At 70.0% G+C, this 25,215-nt stretch carries 22 protein-coding genes and 3 pseudogenes; 4 read left to right on the top strand and 21 right to left on the bottom strand.

Features of this window, described 5'->3' with window-relative positions; all coding sequences use genetic code 11:
- Window positions 1-21: 21 nt before the first annotated feature.
- Entirely contained in the window at window positions 22-795 is a 774-nt protein-coding gene (locus tag ACFWIW_RS22405) for a class I SAM-dependent methyltransferase (RefSeq protein WP_378370205.1), read from the top strand.
- On the top strand, window positions 792-1,565 hold the full coding sequence (locus ACFWIW_RS22400; RefSeq protein ID WP_378370204.1) for a class I SAM-dependent methyltransferase: 774 nt from the start codon (window positions 792-794) through the stop codon (window positions 1,563-1,565). The genes ACFWIW_RS22405 and ACFWIW_RS22400 overlap by 4 nt, the downstream gene beginning before the upstream one ends.
- Before the next feature lie 46 nt (window positions 1,566-1,611).
- On the opposite strand, the gene ACFWIW_RS22395 is transcribed toward ACFWIW_RS22400, so the two are convergent.
- The 7 genes and pseudogenes from ACFWIW_RS22395 to ACFWIW_RS22365 all read right to left on the bottom strand — a co-directional run bounded on the left by ACFWIW_RS22395 (window position 1,612) and on the right by ACFWIW_RS22365 (window position 8,686).
- Window positions 1,612-2,391, bottom strand: coding sequence for a type III pantothenate kinase (locus ACFWIW_RS22395; protein ID WP_378370203.1), 780 nt, complete (start codon window positions 2,389-2,391; stop codon window positions 1,612-1,614).
- Between the two features lie 5 nt (window positions 2,392-2,396).
- Complete coding sequence (gene panD, locus ACFWIW_RS22390) at window positions 2,397-2,891, bottom strand: aspartate 1-decarboxylase (RefSeq protein ID WP_016337767.1); 495 nt, start codon at window positions 2,889-2,891, stop codon at window positions 2,397-2,399.
- Between the two features lie 12 nt (window positions 2,892-2,903).
- Window positions 2,904-3,812: a pantoate--beta-alanine ligase gene (gene panC, locus ACFWIW_RS22385; RefSeq protein WP_016337768.1), complete on the bottom strand. Its 909-nt coding sequence runs from the start codon at window positions 3,810-3,812 to the stop codon at window positions 2,904-2,906.
- Window positions 3,809-4,723: pseudogene (locus ACFWIW_RS22380) on the bottom strand (Rossmann-like and DUF2520 domain-containing protein); the annotation flags it as partial. The pseudogene ACFWIW_RS22380 and the gene panC, both read right to left, overlap by 4 nt.
- Window positions 4,724-4,861: 138 nt before the next feature.
- Window positions 4,862-6,031, bottom strand: coding sequence for a PrsW family intramembrane metalloprotease (locus ACFWIW_RS22375; RefSeq protein ID WP_378370202.1), 1,170 nt, complete (start codon window positions 6,029-6,031; stop codon window positions 4,862-4,864).
- A gap of 96 nt (window positions 6,032-6,127) precedes the next feature.
- Complete coding sequence (locus tag ACFWIW_RS22370) at window positions 6,128-8,155, bottom strand: DUF6779 domain-containing protein (RefSeq protein ID WP_378370201.1); 2,028 nt, start codon at window positions 8,153-8,155, stop codon at window positions 6,128-6,130.
- A gap of 69 nt (window positions 8,156-8,224) precedes the next feature.
- A complete protein-coding gene (locus ACFWIW_RS22365) occupies window positions 8,225-8,686 on the bottom strand; it encodes a DUF3180 domain-containing protein (RefSeq protein WP_240599257.1) in 462 nt (153 codons plus the stop codon).
- A 60-nt stretch (window positions 8,687-8,746) separates the two neighbouring features.
- Here ACFWIW_RS22365 and ACFWIW_RS22360 point away from each other — a divergent pair, with 60 nt between their 5' ends.
- Window positions 8,747-9,688 (top strand): MerR family transcriptional regulator, encoded by a 942-nt coding sequence (locus tag ACFWIW_RS22360; protein WP_378370200.1) that lies wholly within the window; start codon window positions 8,747-8,749, stop codon window positions 9,686-9,688.
- 383 nt (window positions 9,689-10,071) lie between these two features.
- On the opposite strand, the gene folK is transcribed toward ACFWIW_RS22360, so the two are convergent.
- The 14 genes and pseudogenes from folK to dacB all read right to left on the bottom strand — a co-directional run bounded on the left by folK (window position 10,072) and on the right by dacB (window position 24,354).
- Entirely contained in the window at window positions 10,072-10,560 is a 489-nt protein-coding gene (gene folK, locus ACFWIW_RS22355; protein WP_378370199.1) for a 2-amino-4-hydroxy-6-hydroxymethyldihydropteridine diphosphokinase, read from the bottom strand.
- A complete protein-coding gene (folB, locus tag ACFWIW_RS22350) occupies window positions 10,557-10,916 on the bottom strand; it encodes a dihydroneopterin aldolase (protein ID WP_378370198.1) in 360 nt (119 codons plus the stop codon). The genes folK and folB overlap by 4 nt, the downstream gene beginning before the upstream one ends.
- Window positions 10,909-11,751, bottom strand: a complete 843-nt coding sequence (folP, locus tag ACFWIW_RS22345; protein ID WP_378370197.1) for a dihydropteroate synthase — start codon at window positions 11,749-11,751, stop codon at window positions 10,909-10,911. The genes folB and folP overlap by 8 nt, the downstream gene beginning before the upstream one ends.
- Window positions 11,748-12,092, bottom strand: a pseudogene (folE, locus tag ACFWIW_RS22340) (GTP cyclohydrolase I); the annotation flags it as partial. The pseudogene folE and the gene folP, both read right to left, overlap by 4 nt.
- 972 nt (window positions 12,093-13,064) lie before the next feature.
- A pseudogene (locus ACFWIW_RS22335) lies at window positions 13,065-13,337 on the bottom strand (GTP cyclohydrolase I); the annotation flags it as partial.
- Window positions 13,306-15,723 carry an ATP-dependent zinc metalloprotease FtsH gene (gene ftsH, locus ACFWIW_RS22330; protein ID WP_378370196.1) on the bottom strand — a complete coding sequence of 806 codons (2,418 nt, stop codon included), beginning with the start codon at window positions 15,721-15,723 and terminating at the stop codon, window positions 13,306-13,308. The pseudogene ACFWIW_RS22335 and the gene ftsH, both read right to left, overlap by 32 nt.
- A 189-nt stretch (window positions 15,724-15,912) precedes the next feature.
- Window positions 15,913-16,746 (bottom strand): ESX secretion-associated protein EspG, encoded by an 834-nt coding sequence (locus ACFWIW_RS22325; RefSeq protein WP_378370195.1) that lies wholly within the window; start codon window positions 16,744-16,746, stop codon window positions 15,913-15,915.
- A gap of 136 nt (window positions 16,747-16,882) precedes the next feature.
- Window positions 16,883-17,677 (bottom strand): ESX secretion-associated protein EspG, encoded by a 795-nt coding sequence (locus ACFWIW_RS22320; protein WP_378370194.1) that lies wholly within the window; start codon window positions 17,675-17,677, stop codon window positions 16,883-16,885.
- A 65-nt stretch (window positions 17,678-17,742) separates the two neighbouring features.
- Entirely contained in the window at window positions 17,743-19,113 is a 1,371-nt protein-coding gene (locus ACFWIW_RS22315; RefSeq protein ID WP_378370193.1) for a WXG100 family type VII secretion target, read from the bottom strand.
- Between the two features lie 17 nt (window positions 19,114-19,130).
- Window positions 19,131-19,496, bottom strand: a complete 366-nt coding sequence (locus ACFWIW_RS22310; protein ID WP_037335204.1) for a hypothetical protein — start codon at window positions 19,494-19,496, stop codon at window positions 19,131-19,133.
- Window positions 19,497-19,640: 144 nt separating this feature from the next.
- Window positions 19,641-20,204, bottom strand: a complete 564-nt coding sequence (gene hpt / locus ACFWIW_RS22305; protein WP_016337783.1) for a hypoxanthine phosphoribosyltransferase — start codon at window positions 20,202-20,204, stop codon at window positions 19,641-19,643.
- Between the two features lie 13 nt (window positions 20,205-20,217).
- Window positions 20,218-21,192 carry a tRNA lysidine(34) synthetase TilS gene (gene tilS / locus ACFWIW_RS22300; RefSeq protein WP_378370192.1) on the bottom strand — a complete coding sequence of 325 codons (975 nt, stop codon included), beginning with the start codon at window positions 21,190-21,192 and terminating at the stop codon, window positions 20,218-20,220.
- Window positions 21,189-22,217, bottom strand: coding sequence for a zinc-dependent metalloprotease (locus tag ACFWIW_RS22295; RefSeq protein ID WP_240601309.1), 1,029 nt, complete (start codon window positions 22,215-22,217; stop codon window positions 21,189-21,191). The genes tilS and ACFWIW_RS22295 overlap by 4 nt, the downstream gene beginning before the upstream one ends.
- A 100-nt stretch (window positions 22,218-22,317) precedes the next feature.
- Entirely contained in the window at window positions 22,318-24,354 is a 2,037-nt protein-coding gene (gene dacB / locus ACFWIW_RS22290; RefSeq protein WP_378370191.1) for a D-alanyl-D-alanine carboxypeptidase/D-alanyl-D-alanine-endopeptidase, read from the bottom strand.
- Window positions 24,355-24,521: 167 nt separating this feature from the next.
- On the opposite strand from dacB, the gene ACFWIW_RS22285 reads away from it, so the two are divergent.
- On the top strand, window positions 24,522-25,040 hold the full coding sequence (locus ACFWIW_RS22285; RefSeq protein WP_016337787.1) for an inorganic diphosphatase: 519 nt from the start codon (window positions 24,522-24,524) through the stop codon (window positions 25,038-25,040).
- Window positions 25,041-25,215 lie beyond the last annotated feature (175 nt).

The following is a 25,215-nucleotide window of genomic DNA, read 5'->3' as shown; positions in this document are numbered from 1 at the left end:
CTCTCCATTAACCTTGAGCGCGTGAACTCATCCACACCCGGCATCGAACCCGAACTGCACGCACGTCGCGCCGCCTCGTTCGGCGCGAAGGCCGCCGACTATGCCGCGCATCGGCCGGACTATCCGGAAAAGGCACTGGCCTGGGGGCTGGCAGGCGCGGCGGCAACCCCGGAGCGGGTCCTCGACCTGGCGGCCGGGACCGGCAAGGTCAGCGAAGGACTGCTGGCGCTCGGCGTCGAGGTCGTCGCCGTCGAGCCGGACGAGAAGATGCTCGCCGAGCTCACCAGGACCCTCCCCGCCGTGACGCCGCTCATCGGGACCGCCGAAGAGATCCCGCTGCCGGACGGATCCGTGGACGCCGTGGTGGTCGGCCAGGCCGTGCACTGGTTCGATCTCGACCGGGCCTATCCGGAGATGGCCAGGGTGCTCAAGCCGGGCGGAGTCGTTGCCGCGCTGTGGAACCACGACGACGAATCGGCGGGCTGGCTGGCCGAGTTGAACGCGCTGATCAAGACGTCGATGAGCAGGCGATGGCTGAGCGACTACGAATCCCTGCCGGAACACGAGGCCTTCGAGCCGTTCGAGAAGAAGACCTTCGGCCACAAACACCCCAGGACGGCGGAAACCCTGGTGGCCACTCTCGCGACCCATTCGCACATGCTGGTGGCCACGGCGGCGGAACGCGAAGCCAAACTGCGCACGGCGCGGGAATTCCTCGACCGGAATCCGGAAACCGCCTCGGGGGAATTCGACCTGCCGATCACCACCACCGTCTTCCGGGCGCGTAAGCGATGACCGACTGGAAGGCGACGTTCACGACGACGTTCGGCGCGCCCGCGTCGGCGGTGTCCGCGCGGATCTGGGCCGAGGTGTACGGCGACGAGTACCCCGCCGAACTGGACACCTACAGCTTCGTGACCCGGACCGACCTGCGCCGTATCGCGGCCGAAGCGCGTCTGGAGCCGGGTGGGCGGCTGGCCGACATCGGCTGCGGGCGCGGCGGCCCCGGGCTTTGGGTCGCCGCTCGCACGTACGCGACGCTCACCGGCATCGACATCGCGGAGACCGCGCTGGCGTCGGCACGGCGCCGGGCGGAGACAGTGCTGGCATCGGACGTCGAGGCGACCGAATTCCGCATCGGCGACTTCCAGGACACCGGGCTGGAGGACGCGTCGTTCGAAGCGGTGATGAGCGTCGACGCGCTGCTGTTCGCGCCCGACAAACGGCGCGCCTGCGAGGAGTTCGCGCGGATCCTCACGCCGGGCGGGCGGCTGCTCGTGACGACCTGGGATTTCGACGGGCAGCCGGTGAACCGGCCACCCCAGGTCGCCGACCACCGGCCGCTGCTGGAAGCCGCCGGATTCGACGTCCTCGCCTACGAGGAGACGCCGGACTGGCGGGCACGGCAGCGGCGGACCGTCGAGCTGTCGCTCGAACGGCTGGAGGAGCTGGCGGCGGAATCGGGCGACGATCCTTCGAGGCTCCGGGCGAGCCTCGAACAGACGCTGCGGAACCAGGACCTCATGACGCGGCGGGTGCTGATGATCGCCTCCCGCCGCGTTTAGTCCTCTGAATGCGATAGTTGCCCACGCAAGGACCGCATTCAGAGGACTAAACGCGGTGGTTGCGCTCGTAGACCAGCCGCAGGCCCAGGAGGGTCAGATCCGGCGCGTGTTCGGTGATCGTTTCGGATTCGCCGAGCACCAAGGGCGCGAGGCCGCCGGTCGCGATCACGGCGACCGGGTCGGTCCCGCCCGGCGAGAGCTCGCGCTTGATCCGCTTCACCAGACCGTCGACCTGGCCGGCGAAACCGTAGAGGATGCCGGATTGCAGGCATTCCACGGTGTTCTTCCCGATCACCGACCGCGGCGGCACCAGTTCCACCTTGCGCAGCGCCGCGGCCCGCGCGGCCAGCGCGTCCACCGAGATCTCGATACCGGGCGCGAACGCGCCGCCGAGGAACTCGCCCTTGGCGGAGATGGCGTCCACATTGGTCGAAGTCCCGAAATCCACCACCACACAGGCGGTGGACGGGTGCAGGTGATGCGCGGCCAGGGTGTTCACCAGCCGGTCCGCGCCCACCTCCTTGGGGTTGTCGACCAGAAGCGGCACGCCGGTGCGCACCCCCGGCTCGATGACGATCTTCGGCACCCTGGCGTAGTACCGCGAAAGCATCACGCGCAGCTCACGCAGCACGGCGGGAACCGTGGACAGCGCGCTGATCCCGGTGACCGCGTCCGCGTGCGAGCCGAGCAGCCCGCGCATGGTGAGCGCGAGCTCGTCGGCGGTCATCCGCGCGTCGGTGCGCATACGCCAGTCACCGGCCAGCTCGGAGCCGGAGTACAGCCCCAGAACGATGTTGGTGTTGCCGACGTCGATCGTGAGCAGCAAAGGGCTCAGCTTTCGGCGTGCAGCAGCGCGTCGAGACGGCGGGCGTCGGCGGTTTCGGCGACCGGGAAGGTCATCGTGTCGTCGTCGGCCAGCGTCACGGTGCCGCTCAGCAGACCGGAACCCTCCGGCGCGTGGCCGGGGTTCGCGCCCTTCTCGACGATCCGGTTGTCCGCGTCGACGAAGACGACCCGCGGCCGGAACGCGGCCGCCTCGGCGTTCTCCATCTGCGCGTACGAAATCAGGATCACCAGATCGCCGGGGTGCACCAGATGCGCCGCGGCGCCGTTGATGCCGAGCACCCCACTGCCGCGTTCGCCCGCGATCACGTAGGTCTCGAGCCGCGCACCGTTGGTGACGTCCACAATGGACACCTGTTCGCCCGGCAGCAGATCCGCCGCGTCCATCAGGTCCTCGTCGACGGTCACCGATCCGACGTAGTGGAGATCGGCCTGGGTGACCGTCGCCCTATGGATCTTCGATTTCAGCATCGTGCGGTACATCGTGGACTCTCCCTATTCCCCTGCGTCCGGCGCGTGTTCCGGATGGTCCACGGCCGCGCCGAGCACCACCGGGACGTTGTCGATCAGCCGGGTACTCCCCACCCTGGCCGCGATCAGCAGACGCGCCTCACCGTCGACGGGCGCGGGCCCGAGGTCGGTTCCCCTCAATTCCAGATAGTCGACCTCGACCGCGGGTCGCGCGGCGAGGGTCTGCCTTGCGGTCGCCAGCACGGCTTCCGCGCCGTCGCGTCCGACGAAGGCACCCGCGGTGAGCGCCGCCGACAACACGATCGCGTCCTCGCGCTGTTCCGGAGTCAGGTAGACGTTGCGCGAGGACAACGCCAGCCCGTCGCGCTCCCGTACCGTCGGCACCCCGATGACCCGGGTGTCGAAGTTCAGGTCGCGCACCATCTTCTTGATCAGCACCAGCTGCTGGTAGTCCTTCTCCCCGAAGAAGGCGTAGTCCGGCCGCACGATGTTGAACAGTTTCGCCACCACGGTGAGCACGCCGGCGAAATGCCCCGGCCGCACCGCGCCTTCCAGCTCGTCGCCGAGCGCGCCTGGGTGCACCGTGACGGTGGCCCCTTCTGGATACAGATCCGACGCCTTGGGCAGGAAGCCCAATTCGACGCCGTCCTCCTTCAGCACCTCGAGGTCCTTGTCCAGCGGACGCGGGTACGCCTCGAAGTCCTCGCCCTCCCCGAACTGCAGGGGGTTCACGAAGATCGACGTCGCGACGACCGTGTTCGGCAGCCGCTTCGCCCGGCGGATCAGCTCGCGGTGCCCCGCGTGCAGGGCGCCCATCGTGGGCACCAGCGCGACCTTGCGGCCGACGCCGTGCAGCGCACGCGTCACCTGGCTGACCTGCTCCGGCGGCTGAAAGGTGTGCAGCGTGCCTCGGGCGAATTTCGGTGTGGTCACTGGTTTTGCTGCCCTTCGGCGGGATCACTGAGGAGTTCGGTGAGCTCGGCGGCGGCCGAGGCGTCCAAGAGCCCGGCGGCGTCGCCGCGCGCCAGCGTGCGCTTGGCCAGCGCGCGATAGCTCGGGGCGATGTCGGGGCCACGTTCGGCCAGCACCGCGAGATGCTTGCGCACGGTGCCGAGATCACCACGGGCCACCGGCCCGGTCAGAGCCCGGTCCCCGTGTCGCAGAACATTATCCAACGCCGCCGACAACAACGGAGCCACCAGGCGTTCGGGCTGGGCGATTCCCGCCCCGCGCAACAGTTCCGCGCAGTCGGCGACCAGTGTCATCAGGTGGTTCGCGCCGTGTGCCAACGCCGCGTGATAGAGCGCTCGCGCTTCGTCGGGGACCCGGACGGGCTCCGCGCCCATCTCGACGGTCAGCGCCTCGCCGACGTTCCACGCCGCTTCGTCACCTTCCGCCGCCGTGACGCCGAAGCTGCAGGCGGCGAGCCTGTCGAGGTCTTCTGGACGACCGGTGAAGGTCATCACGGGGTGCAGGGCCAGCGGCAGCGCGCCGGCCTCGGCGGCGGGCGCGAGGACGTCGATACCGTGCGACCCGGAGGTGTGCACGACGATCTGTCCCGGACGCAGGGAGCCGGTGGCGACGAGGCCGCGCACCATCCCGGCGAGCGCGTCGTCCGGCAGGGCCAGCAGGACAAGGTCGGCCCGGCGGGCGACCTCGTCGGGAGGCAGGAGCGGCACGTCGGGGAGCAGTTGCTCCGCCCGGCGCACCGAAGCGTTGGAAAGGCCCGAAGCGGCGACGACCGTGTGCCCGGCCCTGGTGAGCGCCGCGCCTACGACACTGCCGACACGGCCTGCGGAAACGACGCCGACGGCCAGGCGAGCGGGCCTCATCATGGCGTGCGCCGATGGACGCTCATGGTCGAAAACTCCTCAGCTCGTTCCAGTCCCGCTCTGCGGTCGCGGGTACCAGACGACGGCGCGAGGGTAACCCTCCGGCCCGGGTCTGAACCGGCGCTCGTGACCAGCTTCACCTGACCGTGGTCATCCTCGCGGCGCGCCGTCGGCCAACCGGACGGCCTCGGCCCGAGACGTCTTGAGCACCTGCAACAGCTCGCGTTGCCGCTGTTTCGCCTCGTCGGTGAGCTTCGGGCCGCGCCGCAGGAACGCGAGCTCGGTCACGCTGGCCTGATAGCGGCCGACGGCCTTCGCCGCCTCCCGCCCCGACTGCTTCCGTGCCTGTTTCCGCCATGACCGCCGTCCGGACAGGCTGGCCAGCAGCGAGACCTCGGTCGGGGCGATCCAGCGCGCGTCGACCATCATCGGCAGCGCGGCGGCGACGATCCGCTGCTCGCGGCGCCGCTGCATGACCACCACCGAAAAGACGCCGATGAACAACGGCACCATGATCAGGAAGTAGACGTTCAGGAAGGTCTTGGCGCCGCCGAGCAGCGCGGCGCCGTTCCACAGCGCGTGCAGCAGCACGGCGACGAGGTAACCGCCGATCGGCGCCAGGATCCGCAGCGAGCGGACCTTGCTGCTCGCGGCGACCCCGAGGCCGATCCCGGTCATCACGGCGAACAGCGGATGCGTGAACGGTGAAAGCACACCGCGCAGGAAGAACGCCGCGAGCACACCGGCGCTCGTGCCGTCGCCGAAACCGTGCTCGGCGAAGGCACGGCCGAAGTAATAGATGTTCTCGGTGAAGGCGAAACCCGCCGCGGTGAACCCGGCGTAGACGATGCCGTCCACGACCCCGTCGAACTCGCTCGGGCGACGCCACCACAGCAACAGGATGAAAGCGGCCTTCGCGGCCTCCTCGACCAGCGGCGCGGAGACCAGGCCGCTGATCTTGCCGCCGACACCCGTGCCGAGCAGGAGGTCGCCGACGGCCTCGGCGCCGCTGTTGAGCAGCAACGCGATGATCGTCGCGACGCACGCGCCCCAGACGAAGGCCAGCAGGAGGAGCTTCGGCGGTTCGGGTTCCCAGCGGTCGACCCACAGGAACGCGGTGACCACCACGGCGACCGGGACCAGCGCGGCGAGCACGCCGATCCCCACCGCGAGCGGCCCAACCTTTTCGGTCACCGTGCCGAAGACGAACAGCCCGCACAGCGCGACGGCGATCAGCCCGAGCACCGGCAGCAGCACGGTGATCGACCGAGACCGGCGTGGCCGGTCGAGACCGGGCGCCGGGGAGGAAGGCTCGCTCACAGCGGGTCACCCTACCGTCGGTACGGGACACGAGCCGTACGTGGAGCCGGAGTCCGAGACGCTACCGGCCACACAGGGCTCGCCCATCGGACACGGTCAGTCTTCGGCGCGCCGCCTGCGCCGCGGAGTGGATTCGTTCGCGCCGTTGGCGGCGAGCAGATCCATCACCGAACGGCCGGACGCGTGCGAGCCCGCCTCGGAGGTCTCCGAGCGGCTGTGCGACGACCCGTTGCGGGACGGCGTCTCGTCGTCCGGCTTCGCCCGCCTGCCGCCGTGACGGCCGCCGGTGGACTCGGTGCCGCTCTGCCAGGCCGGGGGCTCCCCGTCCGGGCGGCGGCGACGGCCGCCGCCGGTGGGCTCCGGGACGTTCGGGGCCGGGGTGATCGAGACCGAGGAGTCCTCGGCGGCCCGGCGACGGCGTCCGCCACCGCCGTTCTGCGCCAGCCGGATCTCTTCGGGCAACGTCGGGTTGATCGCGGGCGGCTCCTCCGCCGCCGGGGAACCGTGCCGCGAAGGCGCCTCGGCCGCCGGACGGCGCACCGGTTCGGGCTCCGGCTGACGCACGGGTTCGGCCCGGCGAGGCGGCTCGGACACGACCGGGATCGACGGCGGGGTCGGCGGCTCCGGGTCGCGACGCGGCTCCGGGCTCGGCTCGGGGCGCGGTTCCGGACGCGGCTGGGCGGCCGCGGGCTGCGGCTTGGGCGGCGGCGTGGGACGCAGCCGGTCCTGGAAGTCGTCCTTCCTGGGGAACGCCGCGCTCAGATCGGAGACCGGGCGCTCCTGTGCCCACGACGGCTTCCACTCGCCGGTGGCCTCCATCGGCTCCGGCGTGGCGGGCTTGTTCGCGGGCGGCGGCGTGCCACCGGCCGGACGGGACCGCTCGACCGGCTTCATCCCGGGGCGGGTCAAGCCGAGCTCACGGTTCGGCCGGGGACGGTCCGGCTCGACCTTCTTCACCGGCTTCGGCTGCGCCGGAGGCTTCACCGGCGGCGTCTGCTTGCGGGTCTGCTCCTCGGGCCGCGTCGCGGGAGGACGCTGCACGGTGCCGGCGTCGAGCCGCTGCTGCAGCGAAGACTGCTGCGGACGGCGCGGCGGCTCGTTGCGCGGGGGCTCCGGACGCTGGGGCTGCCGGGCGATGGTCGGCATCGACGGCTGCGAGACCTCGGCGCGCGACACCCCCGGCATCGACGGGCGGGACATCTCGGCGGGCGTCACCGGCGGCGGGGTCTTGCGCTGGGCGTCGACCCTCGGCATCGGCCGGGAGACCTCGGCGGGCGACATCCCGGGGTTCGACATCTCGAGCCGCTCGCGGCGAGCGGCTTCGGCGGCGAGCGCCTCAGCCGCCTTCGAAGCGCGGGCGTCCGCCTTGCGCATACTGCGGCGAGTCGACTCGTCGACCGGCTTCGGCCGCTGGACCTGATTGCTCTGCCCGTAGCCGTTCGTGCCGCCTGTGCCGTTGACCTGGCCGTTCGCCGGTTTACGGCGGGCGGCGGGCGGCGTGCCCGCCCGCGCGGAGGCGGGTTCGAGGACGCGGTCGATCATCTCGGTCGGGCGCTCGCGCTCGCGTTCACGCTCGTCTACGTCGATCGTGGTGCTCTTGGCCGCCATGAGCTGGGGTTTGCCGTTGCCGTTCTCGGACCCCGCGCTCATCAGCTGCTTGTTGTCGAGGGACCGCATCCGGGTGGCCTGCGCGGTGAGCGCGACGCGTTCGAGGAGAACCTCGCCGCCGAAGAGCGACTGGAGGCTTTCACGCAGGGCGCTCACCTCGGCTCTGAGCGCTTCGAGCTCGTCGTGGGAGCGGCTCTCGGCGGCCTGCCTCGTCTCCGCCTCGATCTCCAGCTCGAACTCGCGGCGGGCGGCGATCTCGCGTTCCAGCTCCAGCTCGTAGACGGCCTGAGCCTCGGCGACGGCGTCCTCGCTCTGCGAAACGTGCTTGCGGTAGCGGACCGCGAGGAACGCACCGATCAAGGCGGCCCACAGCGCCGCGACGATCCCCAACCGCAAGTAGCGGAGGTCGTCGGAAAGCACCAATGCGAGAGTCGCGCCGACGGCGAGAACCAAGCCGACGACAAGCCACGGCCTACCCGCAAGGCGGCCGCGCGAGTCGTCACCCACCCCGGTCATGCCCAACACCGTACCTTCTAGTAATCCGAACGAGACCTAGTCGGTACTTCGAGCGGTGGCTCTCGCGCGTTAACCGGTCGGCTCGGGATCGCGCTCCCGATCGCCGCCCTCGGGGGTCCGGCAGCAGTGTTCGAGCCATAAAGCCGCAGCTACCAGCGCCACCGAGCTGACGATCCCGACCGTCGCCGAGCGGAGGTCGCCGCTCGCCGCGAGGAGTTCGTCACGTCGCGGAAAAAGATACGCGAAAGCCGCCAGCCACACCCCCGTCATGGCGGATCCGGCGAGCGAAGAGGCCTTCGCGAGGGCCACCGATCGGGCGACGGAGATCGCGGCGAGCACGCGATTGCTCTTGATCCGCGCACGGATGATGAAGGCGAGCACGGTCTCGCAGAGCGCGAGGACGAGCAGCGTGATCCCGGCGAAGAGCGGAAGCGCGGGGATGGAGCCGTAGGCGACCTGGAAGAGCAGGTAAGCCAGGACCAATCCCAGGAGGCCGGCCACCGCCAGCTCGCGTGGCCGGGTGAAGTGCATGGTCCAACGCTACCTGGCAGGCTTGACTCTCCACCAACTGGAGAGTCGACGATGAGGCATATGGGCACCGCAGCGGTTTTCACCATCGGGGAGCTGGCCAAACGGACCGGCCTGCCGGTGAAGACCATCCGCTTCTACTCCGACGAAGGGCTCCTGCCCCCGACCGACCGCACCGATTCGGGCTACCGCCTCTACGACGCCACCGCGATGGCGCGCCTGGAGCTGGTCCGGACGCTGCGGGAACTCGGGCTGGGTCTCGCGGACGTGGAACGGGCGCTGACCAGGGAAGCGACCATCGGGGACCTCGCGGTCCAGCACGTCGCCGCCCTGGACGAGCAGATCCGGCGGCTGGAACTGCGCCGCGCGGTCCTGCGGGCGGTGGCCAAACGGGACTCACCACTGGAGGAGGTCGAACTGATGAACAAACTCGCGTCGATGTCGGACGAAGACCGCAAACGTTTGCTCGACGAGTTCTGGGCGGACATGGTCGAAGGACTCGAACTTGATCCGGAGTTCTACGAGCGGATGCGCTCGGCGAAACCGGAACTGCCCGACGACCCGACGCCCGAACAGCTGGAGGCCTGGATCGAGTTCGCCGAACTCGTGCAGGACGAGGAGTTCCGCGCGTCCATCCGCCGGATGAGCGAGTGGCACTCGCAGCTCCGGGAGCAGGACGGGGCGGACTTCGGCGCGAAGCAGCAGGAGCTGTGGATGGCGTGGAGCGCTCGGGCGACCGAAGCGCTCGAAGCCGGCCTCGCGCCGGACTCGCCCGAAGGCCGGGAGCTGGCGGAGACGATCTTCACGCAGTCTTCGCGCAACGGCCGCGACCCGGCCGACCCCGCCTGGCGGAAGCGGCTGACCGACGGGATGGCGATCAGCTCCGACCCGCGGGCCGAGCGGTACTGGCTGCTGCTGGGGAAGATGAACGGCTGGCCGTCGTTCCCGTCGCAGATGGCGCAGTCGGAGTGGATCATCGCCGCGCTGCGCTCCGCGCTGGGGTAGCAAGGGACCTTTGCTACCACCCGCCCCCGCTCCCGCGTTTAGTCGGCTAATCGCGAGGGGCGGGAGGCGGGGTGGGCGTTGCGAAAGTGGCTTTCGCGACGTTGAAGGTTGCGAAAGTGGCTTTCGCAACCTGAGGCGATTCGACACCTGGTTCGCGGTGGTCGCACCACGCGCCATCGGCGGAACTCGACTGTGACTGTGTGGATTTCTGGTCATCCAACGCCCCAAAATCCACACAGTCCCGCCATCACCGGTCCGGTCACCACCGCGAGGTGACCGAGCGTGAGGGGTGTGTGGATATAGGGACACTCAACGTCCCTATATCCCGCTCGGCGCGCGTTTCGTCCTCTGGACGCGGTGGTTCGTATCCCCAACTACCGCATTCAGAGGACTAAACGCGTGAGGCGGACGGAGTCGCGGTCCGAGGCGGGGCGGGCGGCGAGGAGGTCGGCGACGGGACCATGGCCGGGGAGCACCGCGTCGGGCTCGATCTCCAGCCAGGGGATCAGCACGCTCGCGCGCTCCGGCGTGCCGGGATGCGGAAGCAGCAGCTCGGGGTCGTCGGAGCGCACCCCGTCCACGGTCACTATGTCGACATCCAGCGTGCGCGGGCCCCACCGGAGTTCTCGCACACGCTCCGCCGCCCGCTCGGCTGCCTGCCCGGTGCGCAGCCAGTCCCAGTGATCACGCGCCGGGTCGTCGACCAGGACGACGGCGTTCAGGAAGTCCGGCTGGTCCTCGACGCCCCACGCCTTGGTCTCGTAGACCGACGACACCGCGACGACCGCGGGCCGCACCGCGTCGACGGCGGACCGGAGGTACGCGAGCCGGTCCCCCAGGTTGGAGCCGAGCGAGAGCAGCGCGCGGCTCATCGATTCCGCCGCACCGTTACTGCGACGTCGTCGAAGGTAAGCGGGATCGGCGCGGACGGCTTGTGCACCGTCACCTCGACGGCGGTCAGCCGCTCGTCGCGCAGCACCTCGTCGGCGATCTTCCCGGCGACACTCTCGATGAGGTCGTACGGCTCGCCAGCCACGATCCCGGCGGCGAGCTCCGCCAGCTCGCCGTAATGCAGCGTCTTGGTCAGATCGTCGGACGCGGCGGCCGGGCCGAGGTCCAGCCACACCACGATGTCGACGACGAACTCCTGCCCGTCCCGCTTCTCGTGGTCGAAGACCCCGTGCCTGCCGAAGACCCTCAATCCGGTCAACGTGATCCGGTCAGACAACAGGACTCCCCTTCCGCCAAGCCGCCGCGACGGTCACGGCGTCGATACTCGCGCCGACCTCGTGCACCCGCACCCCCCAGGCACCGGCCGCCGCGGCGAGCGCGGACACGGCCGCGGTCGCGTTCTCGCGGCCGTCCGGCGGAGCGGGCTTTCCGTCCTTTCCGGACAAAAGGCGCCCGAGGAACCGTTTGCGCGACGCGCCGACGAGAACCGGGAAACCCAGTGACAGAAAGGAATTCAGGCCGTTCAACAGCGCCCAGTCGTGCTCGGCGTTCTTCGCGAAACCGAGCCCGGGGTCGAGCACGATCGCCTCGGCGTCGACACCGGCGGCGAGTGCTTCGTCCACTCGGGACAGCAGCTCGGCGCGCACGTCCGCGACGACGTCCTCATAGGACGCCAGCGCGTTCATGTCCTTGCTGTGCCCGCGCCAGTGCATCAGCACGTACGGGACACCGGTCTCCGCGGCGACCTTCGCCATGTTCGGATCGGCCAGCCCGCCGGAGACGTCGTTGATGACGGACGCGCCCGCCTCGACCGCGGCGAGGGCGACCTCGGCGCGAGTGGTGTCCACGGACATCGCGACACCGTCGGCGGCGAGGGAACGGATCACCGGCATGATCCGGGAAATCTCGGTCTCGGCGTCCACCCGGGACGCTCCCGGCCGCGTCGACTCCCCGCCGACGTCGATCAGATCCGCGCCGCGCGCCCACATCTCGTGCGCGTGCTCCAGCGCCTGCTCGACGCCGAGGTAACGGCCACCGTCCGAAAAGGAATCCGGGGTGACGTTGAGGATCCCCATCACCGCGCACCGGCCGGGCCGGGGCAGGGCGGTCATCGACGGCCCTTGATCAGGTCCAGCGCCTCCGCCCGCGAGGACGCCGAAGACTGCAGCAGCCCGCGCACGGCGGACGTCGTCGTCCTGGCGCCGGGTTTGCGGATGCCGCGCATGGCCATGCAGAGATGCTCGGCCTCGACCACGACGATCGCGCCGCGGGGCTCGAGTTTGCGCATGAGCGCGTCGGCGACCTGGGAGGTGAGGCGCTCCTGGACCTGCGGGCGCTTGGCGTAGAGATCGACGAGACGGGCCAGTTTGGACAGGCCGGTGACCTTGCCGTGGCCGTTCGGGATGTAACCGACGTGGGCGACACCGTGGAAGGGCACGAGGTGGTGTTCACAGTTATGCGTCAGGTGCCCGGCGATCAGGAAGGTCGGGTGAGGCTCACATTTGAAGCTGTACACCGTGTAGGGCTTGGTTCCCGTTGCCTTCACCGGCCGGACCGACTCGACCTCGACGTACTCCGACTCGATCAGATCGGTTGTGTAGTCATCCTGCGGGAAACCGTGCCGCCGGAACCAGCTGTCAGCCACGTAGAGCTGCGAAGCGATTCCCCCGGTCCGAGGGGTGAAACGTGCCCCGATGACCGTGGCCAGATCCTCCAGGAAGGGAATGTTCGCACTGACGATCGTTCTGCCCGCGATCTTCTTGTGCCGAAAGCCATCCCCGTCCACGTACCCGTCGAGAAAGCCGTTGAACGTGCTCAAGTCGTTGAGCACGACCATCGGGAAGCGCTGCCGCTGATGGTGGGCATCGCCGCCGACGTACTGCCGCATCAGATCCGCGAGGAACGACGAGACGACTCGCACCCGGAATCCGGGCACATCACGTTCCAGATAGCCCGACGGCCGCGTGACCGGTTCGAGCTTCGCCTCGATCCCGAAGGCCCGGTAGAGCGCTTCGGCGTACTTCTTCGCGAAGTCGCGGTCGTTCACCACTAGGGAGACGTAGCGCTCGGCGACGGTCCCGTCCGAGCAGGTCGCACCGATGACGTAGCCGAAGTCGTACCCGAACTTCGGCTTCCATCGATCCCGGTTGAGCTTGCGCGCGTGAGTCCACTCGATGAAGGAACCCTCGACGTCCTTGGCCTCCATCCATCCCTTCGGCGTCGCCAAAGGGTGGTCAGGAGTGACCTTGAAACTTCCCCCCGCGGTCGTGACCTCGATGAGCTCGCGAGTCTGGTGCGAGCTGATCTCGGTGACCGTGGTCTCCTCGACCTTGCCGCCCGACAGAGTCCACAGCTTGTCACCGACTTCAACCTCGGCCGCTTGCTTCCGGCCACCGACCGCGTTCACCGTCTGCTTGCTGGGTACGCAGGTCGAGAACATCGGGATGTCCGTCACCAGCACGAGTTCTTCGTGTGCCTCGTCGAACGTGCGGTCCAGGACGTGGTCCGGTTCGGTGTAGAGACCGGCGAACATTTCCCGGTAAGCGCGAGCGACCCGGGCCGGGGTCTCCAAGAGACCGTCCCGGTCCGGGTCCTCACCACAGGCGAGCAGGAGTTCGCGTACGGCTTTCTCGGCCCGGTCCTGGTCGAAGACCGGGCGGTCGCCGTTATCGCTTGGTGTCGTCCTGTCCGTCGTCACGCCGTTGCTGTCCTTCGTCCTGCTGACCGCCGGGCTGGTCAGCGAACCAGCCGTCGCGCGGGCGGTCTTCGGCGGGACGCCAGGGCTGGTTCGGCTGGCCGCCCGGCTGCGTGGCCGGGGTCCATCCGGGAGGAGCCCCGTAGTTCGGCGGGCCGCCTACGGGCCCACCCTGATAACCGCCTGCCGGTCCGCCCGGCTGCTGCCCACCATATGCCTGGGGCCAGTGGCCGGTGCCGTTCGGCCCGCCGTTGGGGCGACCGCCGTTGGGGTAGGCGCCGGGCGGCGGCGGGGCGTACGGGTTGGCGTTCGGGTCCGGCGGCGGAGCGGGCTGCGTGTACGGCGGGCCACCGGGAAGGTCGCCGCCGCCCTGCGCGGTGCCGACCGGGGTCGGCGCCGGCTGCAGCACCGGCTGCTCCTTCTTCTCCTCCGGCGGGGGCCACGGCTCGCCGCGCTCCATGGCCAGCTCGCCGGGGGTCTTGATCGGCGGCTTGTCGGACGGCTTGCGGTCGCCGAACTCGTTGAAGATGGTGATGTGCGGGCGCTTCTCGACGGTCGCGAAGATCCGCTCGAGGTCCTTGCGGGTCAGCGTCTCCTTTTCGAGGAGCTCGATGACCAGCTCGTCCAGCACGTCGCGGTAGGTGCTCAGCACGTGCCACGCCTCGGTGTGCGCGGTCTCGATGAGCTTGCGCACCTCCTCGTCGATCTCGTGCGCGACCTCGAGCGAGTAGTCCGCCTGGCGGCCCGCCGAGCGGCCGAGGAACGGGTCGCCCTGCTCCTGGCCGTACTTGACCGCGCCGAGCCGGGCGCTCATGCCGTATTCGGTGACCATCGCGCGGGCGATCTTCGTCGCCTGCTCGATGTCGGAGGAGGCACCGGTGGTGGGCTCGTGGAAGACGAGCTCCTCCGCCGTCCGGCCGCCCATCGCGAAGACCAGGCGCCCGATCATCTCCGAACGGGTCATCAGCTCCTTGTCGTCCTCCGGGACGAGCAGGGCGTGCCCGCCGGTGCGCCCGCGCGGCAGGATCGTCAGCTTGTAGACCGGTTCGATATCCGGCATCGCCCACGCGGCGAGCGCGTGCCCGCCCTCGTGGTAGGCCGTGATCTTCTTCTCCTTCTCGGAGATGATCCGGCTCTTGCGGGCGGGGCCGCCGACGACGCGGTCGACGGACTCCTCCAGCGCGGCGTCGGTGATCACGTGCCCGTTCTGGCGGGCGGTGAGCAGGGCGGCCTCGTTGAGCACGTTCGCCAGGTCCGCGCCGGACATGCCGACGGTCCGCTTGGCGAGGCTGCTCAGGTCGGTGCCCTGCGCGATCGGCTTGCCCTTGGCGTGCACTTCGAGGATCGCCTTGCGGCCGCGCATGTCGGGCGCGGACACCGGGATCTGGCGGTCGAAGCGGCCGGGGCGCAGGAGCGCCGGGTCGAGGATGTCGGGGCGGTTGGTCGCGGCGATCAGGATGATGCCGCCGCGCGCGTCGAAGCCGTCCATCTCGACGAGGAGCTGGTTCAGCGTCTGCTCGCGTTCGTCGTGGCCGCCGCCGAGGCCGGCGCCGCGCTGGCGGCCGACCGCGTCGATCTCGTCGACGAAGATGATGCAGGGCGCGTTCTGCTTGGCCTGCTCGAACAGGTCGCGGACTCGCGAGGCACCCACACCGACGAACATCTCGACGAAGTCGGAACCGGAGATCGTGTAGAACGGCACGCCCGCCTCGCCGGCGACGGCGCGCGCGAGCAGCGTCTTACCGGTACCGGGCGGCCCGTAGAGCAGCACGCCCTTGGGGATCTTCGCGCCGAGCGCCTGGTAGCGCGCCGGGTTCTGCAGGAAGTCCTTGATCTCGTACAGCTCTTCGACGGCCTCGTCGGCGCCCGCGACGTCCCCGAAGGTCGTCTTGGGCATGTCCTTGTTGAGCTGTTTGGCCTTCGACTTGCCGAAGTTGAGGACGCGGTTCCCGCCGCCCTGCGCGTTGTTCATCATCCACATCAGCAGGCCCAGCACCAGCGCCAGCGGGATGGCGAAGATCAGGATCTGGGTGAGGACGTTCTGCTGGGTGACCTTGGTGGTGAACTTGACCGGGTTGTCACCGCTCTTGAGGCCGATGAGCTGGCCGTAGATGGTGCCCGCGACGTTCGCCGGGTACTGCGCGATGATCTGGTCGACCTGCTGGCCGTCGACCTCGATCTTCTTGTTCAGCAGCAGCTTGATCTGCTGCTCCTTGTCCTCTTGCGAGGCTTCCTTGACGTTGTTCGAGGTGATCTGCTGGTTCGCGATCGAGATCGGCACCTGGGTATAGCCACGATCACTGTCGAAGATCGTGTTGTATGCGAGAAACGCCAGTACCGCCGCGAGAATCCAGAGCACTGGGTTCCTGAGCACGCTCTTCCGGTTCATACGACTCGGCCCTGGTGGCCTCGACCCTTCCTGGTTGGGCGGCTCATGTGATACCCGCCATCACGATCTTGACGACCCATGGTGCTCCGACACCCGCCCCTCAGGATACCGCCCGCCTGGACGGATGAGGGTGGTGAGCCTCTCGGACGTAAACGGCGGACGCCTCGCGAGGGTTCCCGGGGCGGGAGCCTAGCGTGTGTCGACCGCCACACCGGCGGCCATTTCGCCCAGCCTCATGCGGAGCGTCTTGACGTCGGCGGGTGAGACGGTGACCCATTCGCGGCCGTCCGGACCGGCCTGTGACGTGCTGAGATAGCGGCCGCTGGCGGTGTCGAACCAGCCGAGGACGCGGGATCGCTGTTTGGCGCCCACGTGGGACCGGCTGTTCGCTGCGAGCTGACCGCCGCGGAGCCTCGGCTGGCCGGTGAGCTTGCCGAACGCCTCGCGCGGGTCCGCGGTGATGCGTTCACTGAGCGAGACGCGCGGCTTGTCCTTGCGGCGGGTCTTCGCCGCTTCGGGCTCTTCGGACTGCTTCGTCGCGTTGATGGCGGCGCGGATCGGCTCGGTGCGGCGGGCGTCGTCGATCGGCAGCGTGATGGACGCCTCCGAACCGCGCTGCCCCGGGGGCAGCAGGTCGACGACCGCGGTCGGGAGCCCGTCGGCGGGCGCCTCGCGCAGCCAGATCCCGGACTGGTCCTGGATCGCGATCACCCCGTCGCGGCCGTCGGTGGCGCCGAGCACGGCGATCGTCGGGGCCTGGAAATCGGGGATGTGCAGCGCGTCGATGGTCAGCGAACCGCGGGCGAGGAGGTACAGCCAGTCCTCGATCCGCCGCTCCAGCCTTCCCCGGCCGTCGCGGATGCCGCGGGCCTGGAGTTCGTTGTCGACGCGCTGGCGCAGGGCCCGCCGCTCGAGCTCGGTCGCACCGTGCGACCGGACGCGCAGCGGGTACGGCAGGTCGCCGAGCTCGGCGGACTCCCAGAGGAAGTCGAACGCCATCGGCGTGAAGTGTTCTTGGTGCATTGCTCCGTGCCCTCCCGGCACCTCGGCTTCTGGGCCTCGGGACGCCCAGACGGTTCACGATAGCGAACATCTCAAGCAGGCCTCGTGAGTGGTAAGGACGGTTCTAACCGTCCTTACCACTCACGAGGCCCAGAGATCAGCGCACGGTGGAAGCGTCGGCGCCCGTTTTCCCCAGCATCTCCGTGAGCCGGTGCCGCAAGGTCGCCGGATCAGCGGGCGCGACGGTGATCCAGTCCCGTCCGTCGGCGCCGCGGGTGGCCTGGGTGAAGTACCGGCCGGACTGCGTGTCGAACCAGCTCAGCACCGAAGACCGGCTCCGCGTGCCGTGCTTGCTGCGCGCGTTCGCGCCGAACTGGCCACCGCGAAGCCGCGGCTGCGCCTGGAGGCGCGACAGGGCTTTGCGGTCCTCGTCGGACGTCGCCGTGCCGTCGATCTGCGGCTGGCGTCGCTGGAGGAAGTCCGCCCCCGAAGCGCCGACGAGCCCGTCGAGCGGCAGGGTGATCGACTTCTCCGTACCGCGGGTTCCCGGCGGCAGGAGGGAGACGATCGCGCTCGCGAGGCCGTCCGGGGCGATGGGGTGGAAGTGGAAACCGCGCGGATCCTGCACCGTCAGCAGGCCTTGGCCGCCGAGCAGCGACGCGACCGCGAGCAGCGGTTCGGTGTTGGGGTTGTTGAGCTGGACGCAGTCCAGGCTGAGGTCCGGCCTCGCGAGGACACCGAAGTAGTCCTCGATATGCGGCTCGGGGCGTCCGCGCTCGTCGGCGAGGCGGCGCTGGTTCAGCGACTGGAGCGTCTGCGTGCGCAGGGCGGCGCGCTCGTCCATGGTCGCCCCGTGCGAGCGGAGCCGTAGCGGGTACGGCAGCTCTCCGGCGTTCGCGCCCTCCCACAGGAAGTCCAGCTCGACCGGGGTGAGCAGTTCACCGTTCGCCATCTTCGGCCCCCAAACAAGTCAGCGGGCGCGCGGCCGGATCGGCCGTGCGCCCGGTGAAAACCGTTCTAGCGTTCGTCGTCTTCGGTCCAGGCGCCGATGACCGGCGGCGGGGTCGCCTCGTTGGCGCCGAAGGCGTCGTCCGGGTCCGGCTCGATGAGGAACGACGCGTGCGTGTGCTCCTCTTCCTGCTCGGCCTGCGCACCCGCGCCCATGCCCATGCCGCCGCCCATACCGTGCATCGGCGGGGTGGCGCCACCACCGATGGTGCCGCTGGAGGACACGATGCCCTGCTGCGGCACGGCCTGGGACGCGGCGCTCTGCGCGGGCCCGCCCTTCTCGGTGGCCGCGGCGTCGGTGCTGTCGGTGTCCTTGGCGCCGGACTTGTTGCCCTGTCCGAGGGCCTTGGCACCGGCGTAGCCGAGAGCGCCGCCGAGCCCGGCCGCGGTGAGGGCCTGGCCGATCCCGTTGCCGCCGCCCGCCGGGGCGTGCGGGGTCATCGGGGCGCCCGCGCCGGAAGCGACGCCCGCACCCGGCGCGACACCGGAGGCCGGGACGTTCGCCGCGGGGGTGTAACCGGCCTGCGAGAACACGCCCGAGTCCGGACCGGCGTGGACCGGAGCCGCGCCGCTGCCCTGCGCGCCGCCGTAGCCGTGCGTGCCGGCGAGGACGGGGGTGCCGGAGACGGCGCCGGAGTTGAGGCCACCGGCGGCGATGTTGCCGACACCGCTGAACGAAGCGCTGTTGTGCGTGGCGGTCGGCTTCATGCCGAGGGATTCGGGGCCGAAGCTCGGGGTCGAGCTGTCGACCTCGCTCATCTCCTTGGTGTAGGCCTCGAGGAACCTGGCCTGCTCCGCCCGCACTTCCTTGTCCTGGTCGGCGAGGGGCTTCTGGTCGGTGATCATGCCGACCGGGCCCGCCGCCAGCGCCTGGCCCATGGCCTTCTCGGGGCTGTAGTCGGTCGGCTTCGGCATGAGCTTGACCTTGGTGGCGGCGTCGGCCTGCTTCTGGAGCCGGTCCGACATCGTGTGCGCGGCCTCGGAGGCCTGCGAACCCGAGTTCGCGATGGCGACCAGCGAACCCTGCGCGGCCGCCGCGCCCTGCCCGATCCAGGCGGAGCCCAGTTCGGAGATCGCGTTGTAGAGGTCGTTCGACGCCTGGCTCAGCTTGCTGCCGTGCGCGCCCCAGGACTGGCTGATCGCGGTCGCCGTGCTGGGGTCGTTGCCGAGGTTGGCCTGGTTCCACAGGTCCTGGCTGCTCGGGGCGCTTTCCCAGTTCGGCGGGTTGGTGATGGCGCGGTCGGCGCCGATGTCGAACCCGTCGGAACGGCCTCGCGCGGAGGACACGATGCTCGCGGCTTCCGAGTTGTCGCCGAGCTGGACCGGCGTGCCGCTGGTGTTGCTCTCGCCGTAAGAGTCGGCGCTGTGCTTCGGTGGCATGGCTTTCTGACTCCCCCTCAGACGTTCCGGAACGGCTCGGCCGCGGCCTGGTCGATCTCGTGGTAACGGGCCATCGCGGTCACGATGCCTGCCTCGGCCGCCTCGTACTGCTGGTAAAGGTTCTGGAGGGCGGCGGTGTAGGAGTCGCCGCCGCCGTCGGCACGGTTCGCGACCTTCGCCGCGATCGCGTTGCCGACCGGGTTGTTGCCCAGCTTCGGCGCCTGCCCGAGGTCGCCGGCGCTGTGGAGCAGCGCCTCGACGGCGTCCTTGCCGGTGCGGATCTTGTTCAGTGCGGTCTGGGCCGCGTCCGGGTCGATCCCGACCTGCCCCTGAGCCGCGGCGTTCTTGAACGCGTTCGCGTCCGCCAGGCTGCTGTTCCCCATCTGAGCTCTCTCCGTTTCCCCCGGGCCAGGCCACGACGGCTTCGTGGCAAAGGTCTTCGCATAGGTTAACGCACTTGATCGCAGCCTATGACGTGTTCGCCGCGCTCAGGGTTCCGCATTCCCCCGCGAAGGGGCAAGCGGTTCTCAGGACGTGTAAACGTGCGGATCCAGGGTGCCGATGTAGGGCAGGTCCCGATAACGCTCCGCGTAGTCCAGGCCGTATCCGACTACGAATTCGTTAGGGATGTCGAACCCGATGTACTTGACCGGTACGTCGACCTTGACCGCCTCCGGCTTGCGCAGGAGCGAGACGACCTCCAGCGACGCGGGGTTCCGGCTCGCGAGGTTCTTCAGCAGCCAGGACAGGGTCAGCCCGGAGTCGACGATGTCCTCGACGATGAGCACGTCGCGGCCGGCGATGTCGCGGTCGAGGTCCTTGAGGATCCGCACCACGCCGGACGACGACGTCGCCGAGCCGTAGGAGGACACCGCCATGAACTCGAGCTGGGAGGGAAGGGGGAGCGCCCTGGCGAAGTCGGTCATGAACATCACCGCGCCCTTGAGCACGCCGACGAGCAGGAGATCTCCCTGCCCGGAGCCGGGGCCGTCGGCCGGGTAGTCCGCGGCGACCTGTGCGGCCAGCTCGGCGATCTTGTCGTTGATCTGCTGCTCGGTGACGAGCACGGAGGCGATCTCGCCTTCGTACACGGGACGTTCCCCTCTAGGTGGTGGATTGGGGTGCTTCGAGGGAGAGCCTGCCATGCGCCCGCTTGGCCACCAAGTCGCCGGGTAGCCAGACCCCGCCCTGACCCCGCCAGTTCCCCACCAGCGCGTCGACCGAACGCAGATGGGCGTCGGTGAGTTCGCGGACCCCGGAGTCCAGCAGCCACCTGCGGAGGACGCGTCGCCGCAGGGCGGGCGGTTCGGTGGCGAGCACGGCGACGTCGAGCCCTTCGCCGGTGAAAGCACGCAGGTGGACCTCGTCCGCGAGTGTGTCCAACGCCTCGGTGTCTTCGCGCAGCTGCGCGGCCGTGCGGGCGAGCGACGCCGCGACACCGCCGGACAGCACCTCCTCCAGAAGGGGCAGTACTTCCGTCCGTAACCGGACACGGGTGAACCGCGGATCCTCGTTGTGCGGGTCCTGCCACGGGTCGACGCCGAGCGCTTCGCAAGCCCTCCGGGTGGTGGTGCGGGTGACGCCGAGCAACGGCCGCCCCCATGGCGGATCGAGCGGCCGCATCCCGGCGAGCGAGCGCGGGCCGGAGCCCCGGCCGAGGCCGAGCAGGACCGTTTCGGCCTGGTCGTCGAGGGTGTGGCCGAGCAGGACGAGGCCGTGCCCGTCCGGCAGCGCCGAGCGCAAGGCACCGTAGCGGGCCCGGCGGGCCGCGGCTTCCGGTCCGCCCGCGCCCTCGACGCGCACTTTCAGCACTTCGGCGGTGTCGGCGCCCAGTTCCCGTGCCGTGTCCGCGGCCCGGACGGCGGTTTCGGCGGAGCCGTCCTGGAGTCCGTGGTCGACGACGAGCGCCCGCACCTTCAGCCCCGCGCGACGGCCGGTGAACGCGGCCGCTTCGGTCAGTGCCAGGGAATCCGCGCCGCCGGAGACCGCGACGCACACCTCTTCGCGCGGGTTTGCCGACGCGAGGAAGTCCCGCACGGCCGTCCGCACGGCCGCGATCGCCGGATCCGGTCCGCTCACCCGTGCAGGCGCCGCACCCAGGCCGCCGGATCGCTGATCTCGGCTCTGGTCGGCAGCGTGTTCGGCGACGTCCACACGGCGTTGAAGCCGTCCATGCCGACGGCGTCGACGACATGCTTGGTGAACTTCGCGCCCTGTTCGTACTGGCGCAGCTTCGCGTCCACGCCGAGCAGGCTGCGCAGCACGCGGTCGATCAGCCCGCCGCCCTTGCGCCGGGCGGTGAACCGCGAACGGATCAGCTCGACGCTCGGCACCACCCGCGGCCCGACGGCGTCCATCACGAAGTCGGCGTGCCCTTCCAGCAGGGTGGAGAGGGCCAGCAGCCGGTCGAACACCGCGCGTTCGCTCGGCGATTGCAGTAGCTCGGCGAGGCCGGCCCCGCCCGCCTTGCCCTTGCCGATCTGCTTGATGGTGTCCGGCAGGCGGCCGACCAGATCGCTCAGCCCGTCCGCGTCCCGGCCGGCGAGCCCGCCGATCAGGCGCTCGACCTCGTCGGCGAAGTAGTCGCGCAGCCAGGTGACCGCGGTGAACTGCAGCCGGTGGGTGCATTCGTGCAGGCAGACCCACAGCCGGAAATCGTGTCCCGGCACGTCCATCGCGCGCTGGGCGGCGACGACGTTCGGGGCGACGAGCACCAGCTGCCCGGCGCGGTCCGGCCCGCCGAACGGGTCGTACTGCCCGAGCACGCGGGAAGCCAGGAAGGCGAGCACCAGACCGGTCTGCACTCCGGCGCCACCGGCCAGCACCGGCGCCAGCGGGCCGCCCTGTGCTTCCGGCAGCGCGCGACCGGTGAGCGCGTCGAGACCGGCCGCGGCCGAACGGACCCAGCCGGGCCTGTCGACGACTTCGGCGGGCAGCAGCGGCAGGTCGAGGCCGAGCCCGGTCAGCTCGCGGACGTGCCCCTCGGCCTCGCTCGTCAGGTCACGTAGCTCGGCGACGGCTTCTTCGGCCTCTTCGCGGTCGACCACCGGACCGCCACGCACCAGGAGGGCGCCCGTCGAGGCGGCCAGGGACCAGTCGACCATCGAACGTGTCTTGGTCGGCGTTTCCTCAGTCACTCTTATGACGCTACCCGCTGGAAGACCGGTTTCCGTCCCGACTTCCTCACGCTCCGATTCCGGTCGCTCACCGGCAGCCGCACTTGTGCAGCGTCGCCGCGACGACGTCGAGCGCGGCCCTGCCCTTGTTCTGGTCCGAACCGGACGACATCAGCGCGAACACCAGCATCCGGCCGTCGGTGTCGAGCACCACGCCCGCCAGGGTGTTCACCCCGGACAGCGTCCCGGTCTTGCCGCGCACCCAGCCGCGGCCCGCCGCCGAGGCCGGATCTCCGTAGCGCTTCTCCAGCGTCCCGCTGCCACCCGCTACGGGGAGACCGGCCAGCAGCGGCCGCAGTTTGGGCGTCCTCGGGTCCTTGCCGTCCGGCGCCGCCGCGACCGCGAGGATCTCGCTGAGCACCTTGGCCGGGATCTTGTTCTGGTCGGACAGCCCGCTGCCGTCGTTGATCTGTACCCCGGTGAGATCGAAACCGGCCTGCTTGAGCACGTCCATCGTCGCGGCCGCGCCGCCGGTGAACGACGGCTCGGCGCCCTTCGCGAGCGCGATCTGGCGGGCGAGGACGTCGGCCATCAGGTTGTCCGAGAGCTGCATCAGCGAGTTGGCGAACTCGGTCAGCGGCTGCGACTTGACCTCGCCGAGCACCTTCGCGTCCTTCGGCGCCGTCGTCGTGCCGCCTGCCTGGGCTTCGAGCTTCCCCGCGATCTTCTGGGTCAGCGCGGCCGCCGGATTCGCGACGCGGGGCGCGTGGTCGTTCTTCGGGTCGGTGCGGCCGCCGTCGGCCATCACGGGAAGGACCGGCGCCATGTAGGTGTTCCCGGCGGCGGTGTCCTCCGGGTCCCAGCCCTTCGCGGCCGTCGGCCCCTTGAACAGGCTGATGTCCAGCTGGACCTTGGAGATCTTGCCGCCGACGGCCTTCTTGACCTGGGCGACGAGGTCGTCGACGTGGGCCGCGCCCGGGTACAGCGGTGAATCGGTGCCCAGCGGGAGCGCGGTCAGCGAGGGGTCGCCGCCCGCGACGAGGACGACCGTGCCCGGTTCGGCGCCCTGGACGATCTTCGTCGAGAACTGCGTCCCGTGGTCCATCGACAGCAGCGCGGCCGCGACGACGAGGATCTTCGTGGTCGACGCCGGGGTCAGCGGGGTGCCGGAGTTCTTGTCCCACAGGACCTCGCCGGACGCCGCGTCCACGACGGTGCCGGTGAGCGTGCCCAGGTCCGGGGCACCGGAGGGCCCGGCCAGCGCGGCCGCGAGCCCTTCCTTCGTCGGCCCGGCGCCGTTGATGTCCGGTCCGTGCAGGACCCGGGTGACCCCGGCCGGCTTGGGGATCTCGCCCTTCGGCGCGTTCGGCGCCCAGGGCAGGCCGAGCCGGTTCGACACCTTCGGCATCGCGGCGGCGCCGCCCATCCCGGCGAGCAGCAGGACGACGACCAGCGTCGTGATCAGCAGGGCCTTGCGCTTGCGCTTCGGTTTCGGCGCGGGCGCGGACTCCGCCTCGGCGGCCGGGGGTTCCTGAGACGGCGGCTCGGGCTTCTGGATCCCGACGGTCGCTTCGGAGTCGAAGCGCTCTTCGGCGGGCTCGATGCGGACCGGGCGCGCGTGCATGGTCGCGGACGGGACCGGCGCGGGCGACGGCGGCTCGACGCGGCTCGGCTCGGGACGGCGCGGCGATTCGTGGACCGGTGACTCGTGGACCGGACGCTCCTGGAGCGGGGGTTCGGGCCGCGGCTCGGGTCTCGAGGCCTCCTGGTCACGCCGATCGAACTGATCCCAGTCCGGTTTGTCCGTTTGCCGCGGCTGGACGGGTTGGACGAAGACCGTCTTCGGCGCTTCGGGCTCGACCGGCGTGGCCGGTTCGAACGCGGACCACTTCGGCGTCGGGGTCTCCGGAACGTCCGGTTCCTCCTCCACCTCCACGACGGGCTGGAACCACGAGCCGCTTTCGGGTGTGACCTTCGGCACTGACAGCTCTTCGGTCTTGCCGTTCGCTGTCCCCGTCATCGGCAGCCAGACGGTGGCCTCGCCTTCGCCCTTCGGGCCCTTGGGCTCGGCGGATGAGCTGTCCTTGTCGTCCGACGGCCACATCGGGGCATCGTTTTCCGGCACTCAACGCTCCTTCATCCACCGTCCGGGGAAGGGGCCAAGCTCACATACGACCACATCGATGCGACCACCCGGGACCCCGTGGTCCACACTAGTGAAGACAAGACCATGAACTCGGTGAGCCGTCCGCGACGGCGGGGCGTACCAAAGACGAGAGCAGCGAGGCCGGCGTGGAATTCGACGTCACTATCGAAATCCCCAAGGGGGAGCGCAACAAGTACGAGGTGGACCACAAGACCGGTCGGATCAAACTCGACCGGACGCTGTTCACCGCCACGCAGTACCCCGCCGACTACGGGTTCATCGACGACACCCTCGGCCAGGACGGCGACCCGCTCGACGTGCTGGTGCTCGTCCAGGAGCCGACCTTCCCGGGCTGCCTGATCCGCTGCCGTGCGATCGGCATGTTCCGGATGACCGACGAGAAGGGCCCGGACGACAAGGTCCTCGCGGTCCCGACGAACGACCCGCGGCTCGAGCACCTCCGCGACATCCACCACCTGAACGAGTTCCACAAGCTCGAGATCCAGCACTTCTTCGAGGTGTACAAGGACCTGGAGCCGGGCAAGAGCGTCGAGGGTTCGACCTGGGTCGGGCGCTCCGAGGCCGAGGCCGAGATCAAGCGTTCGCTCGACCGTGAGACCGACCGGCTGGCCAAGGAGGCCATCGACGGTCCGGCGGCTCACTAGTCCGCTCAAGCACCGAAGGGGCCCTTCACCGCATCGCATGCGGTGAAGGGCCCCTTCGCGTCCCTTGAGTGCCCGGTCACGTCTCGTGAGTGGCAAGGACGGTTCTAACCGTCCTTGCCACTCACGAGCCCCAACGCTTAGCCGCCGCCCACAGCCCCTACGTAGCCGAGGACCC

This window comes from Amycolatopsis sp. NPDC058340, assembly GCF_042723975.1.
In the GTDB taxonomy this organism is placed as follows: domain Bacteria; phylum Actinomycetota; class Actinomycetes; order Mycobacteriales; family Pseudonocardiaceae; genus Amycolatopsis.
Note: the sequence above shows the minus strand (reverse complement) of the source record. Positions and strands in the feature narration are given on the sequence as shown.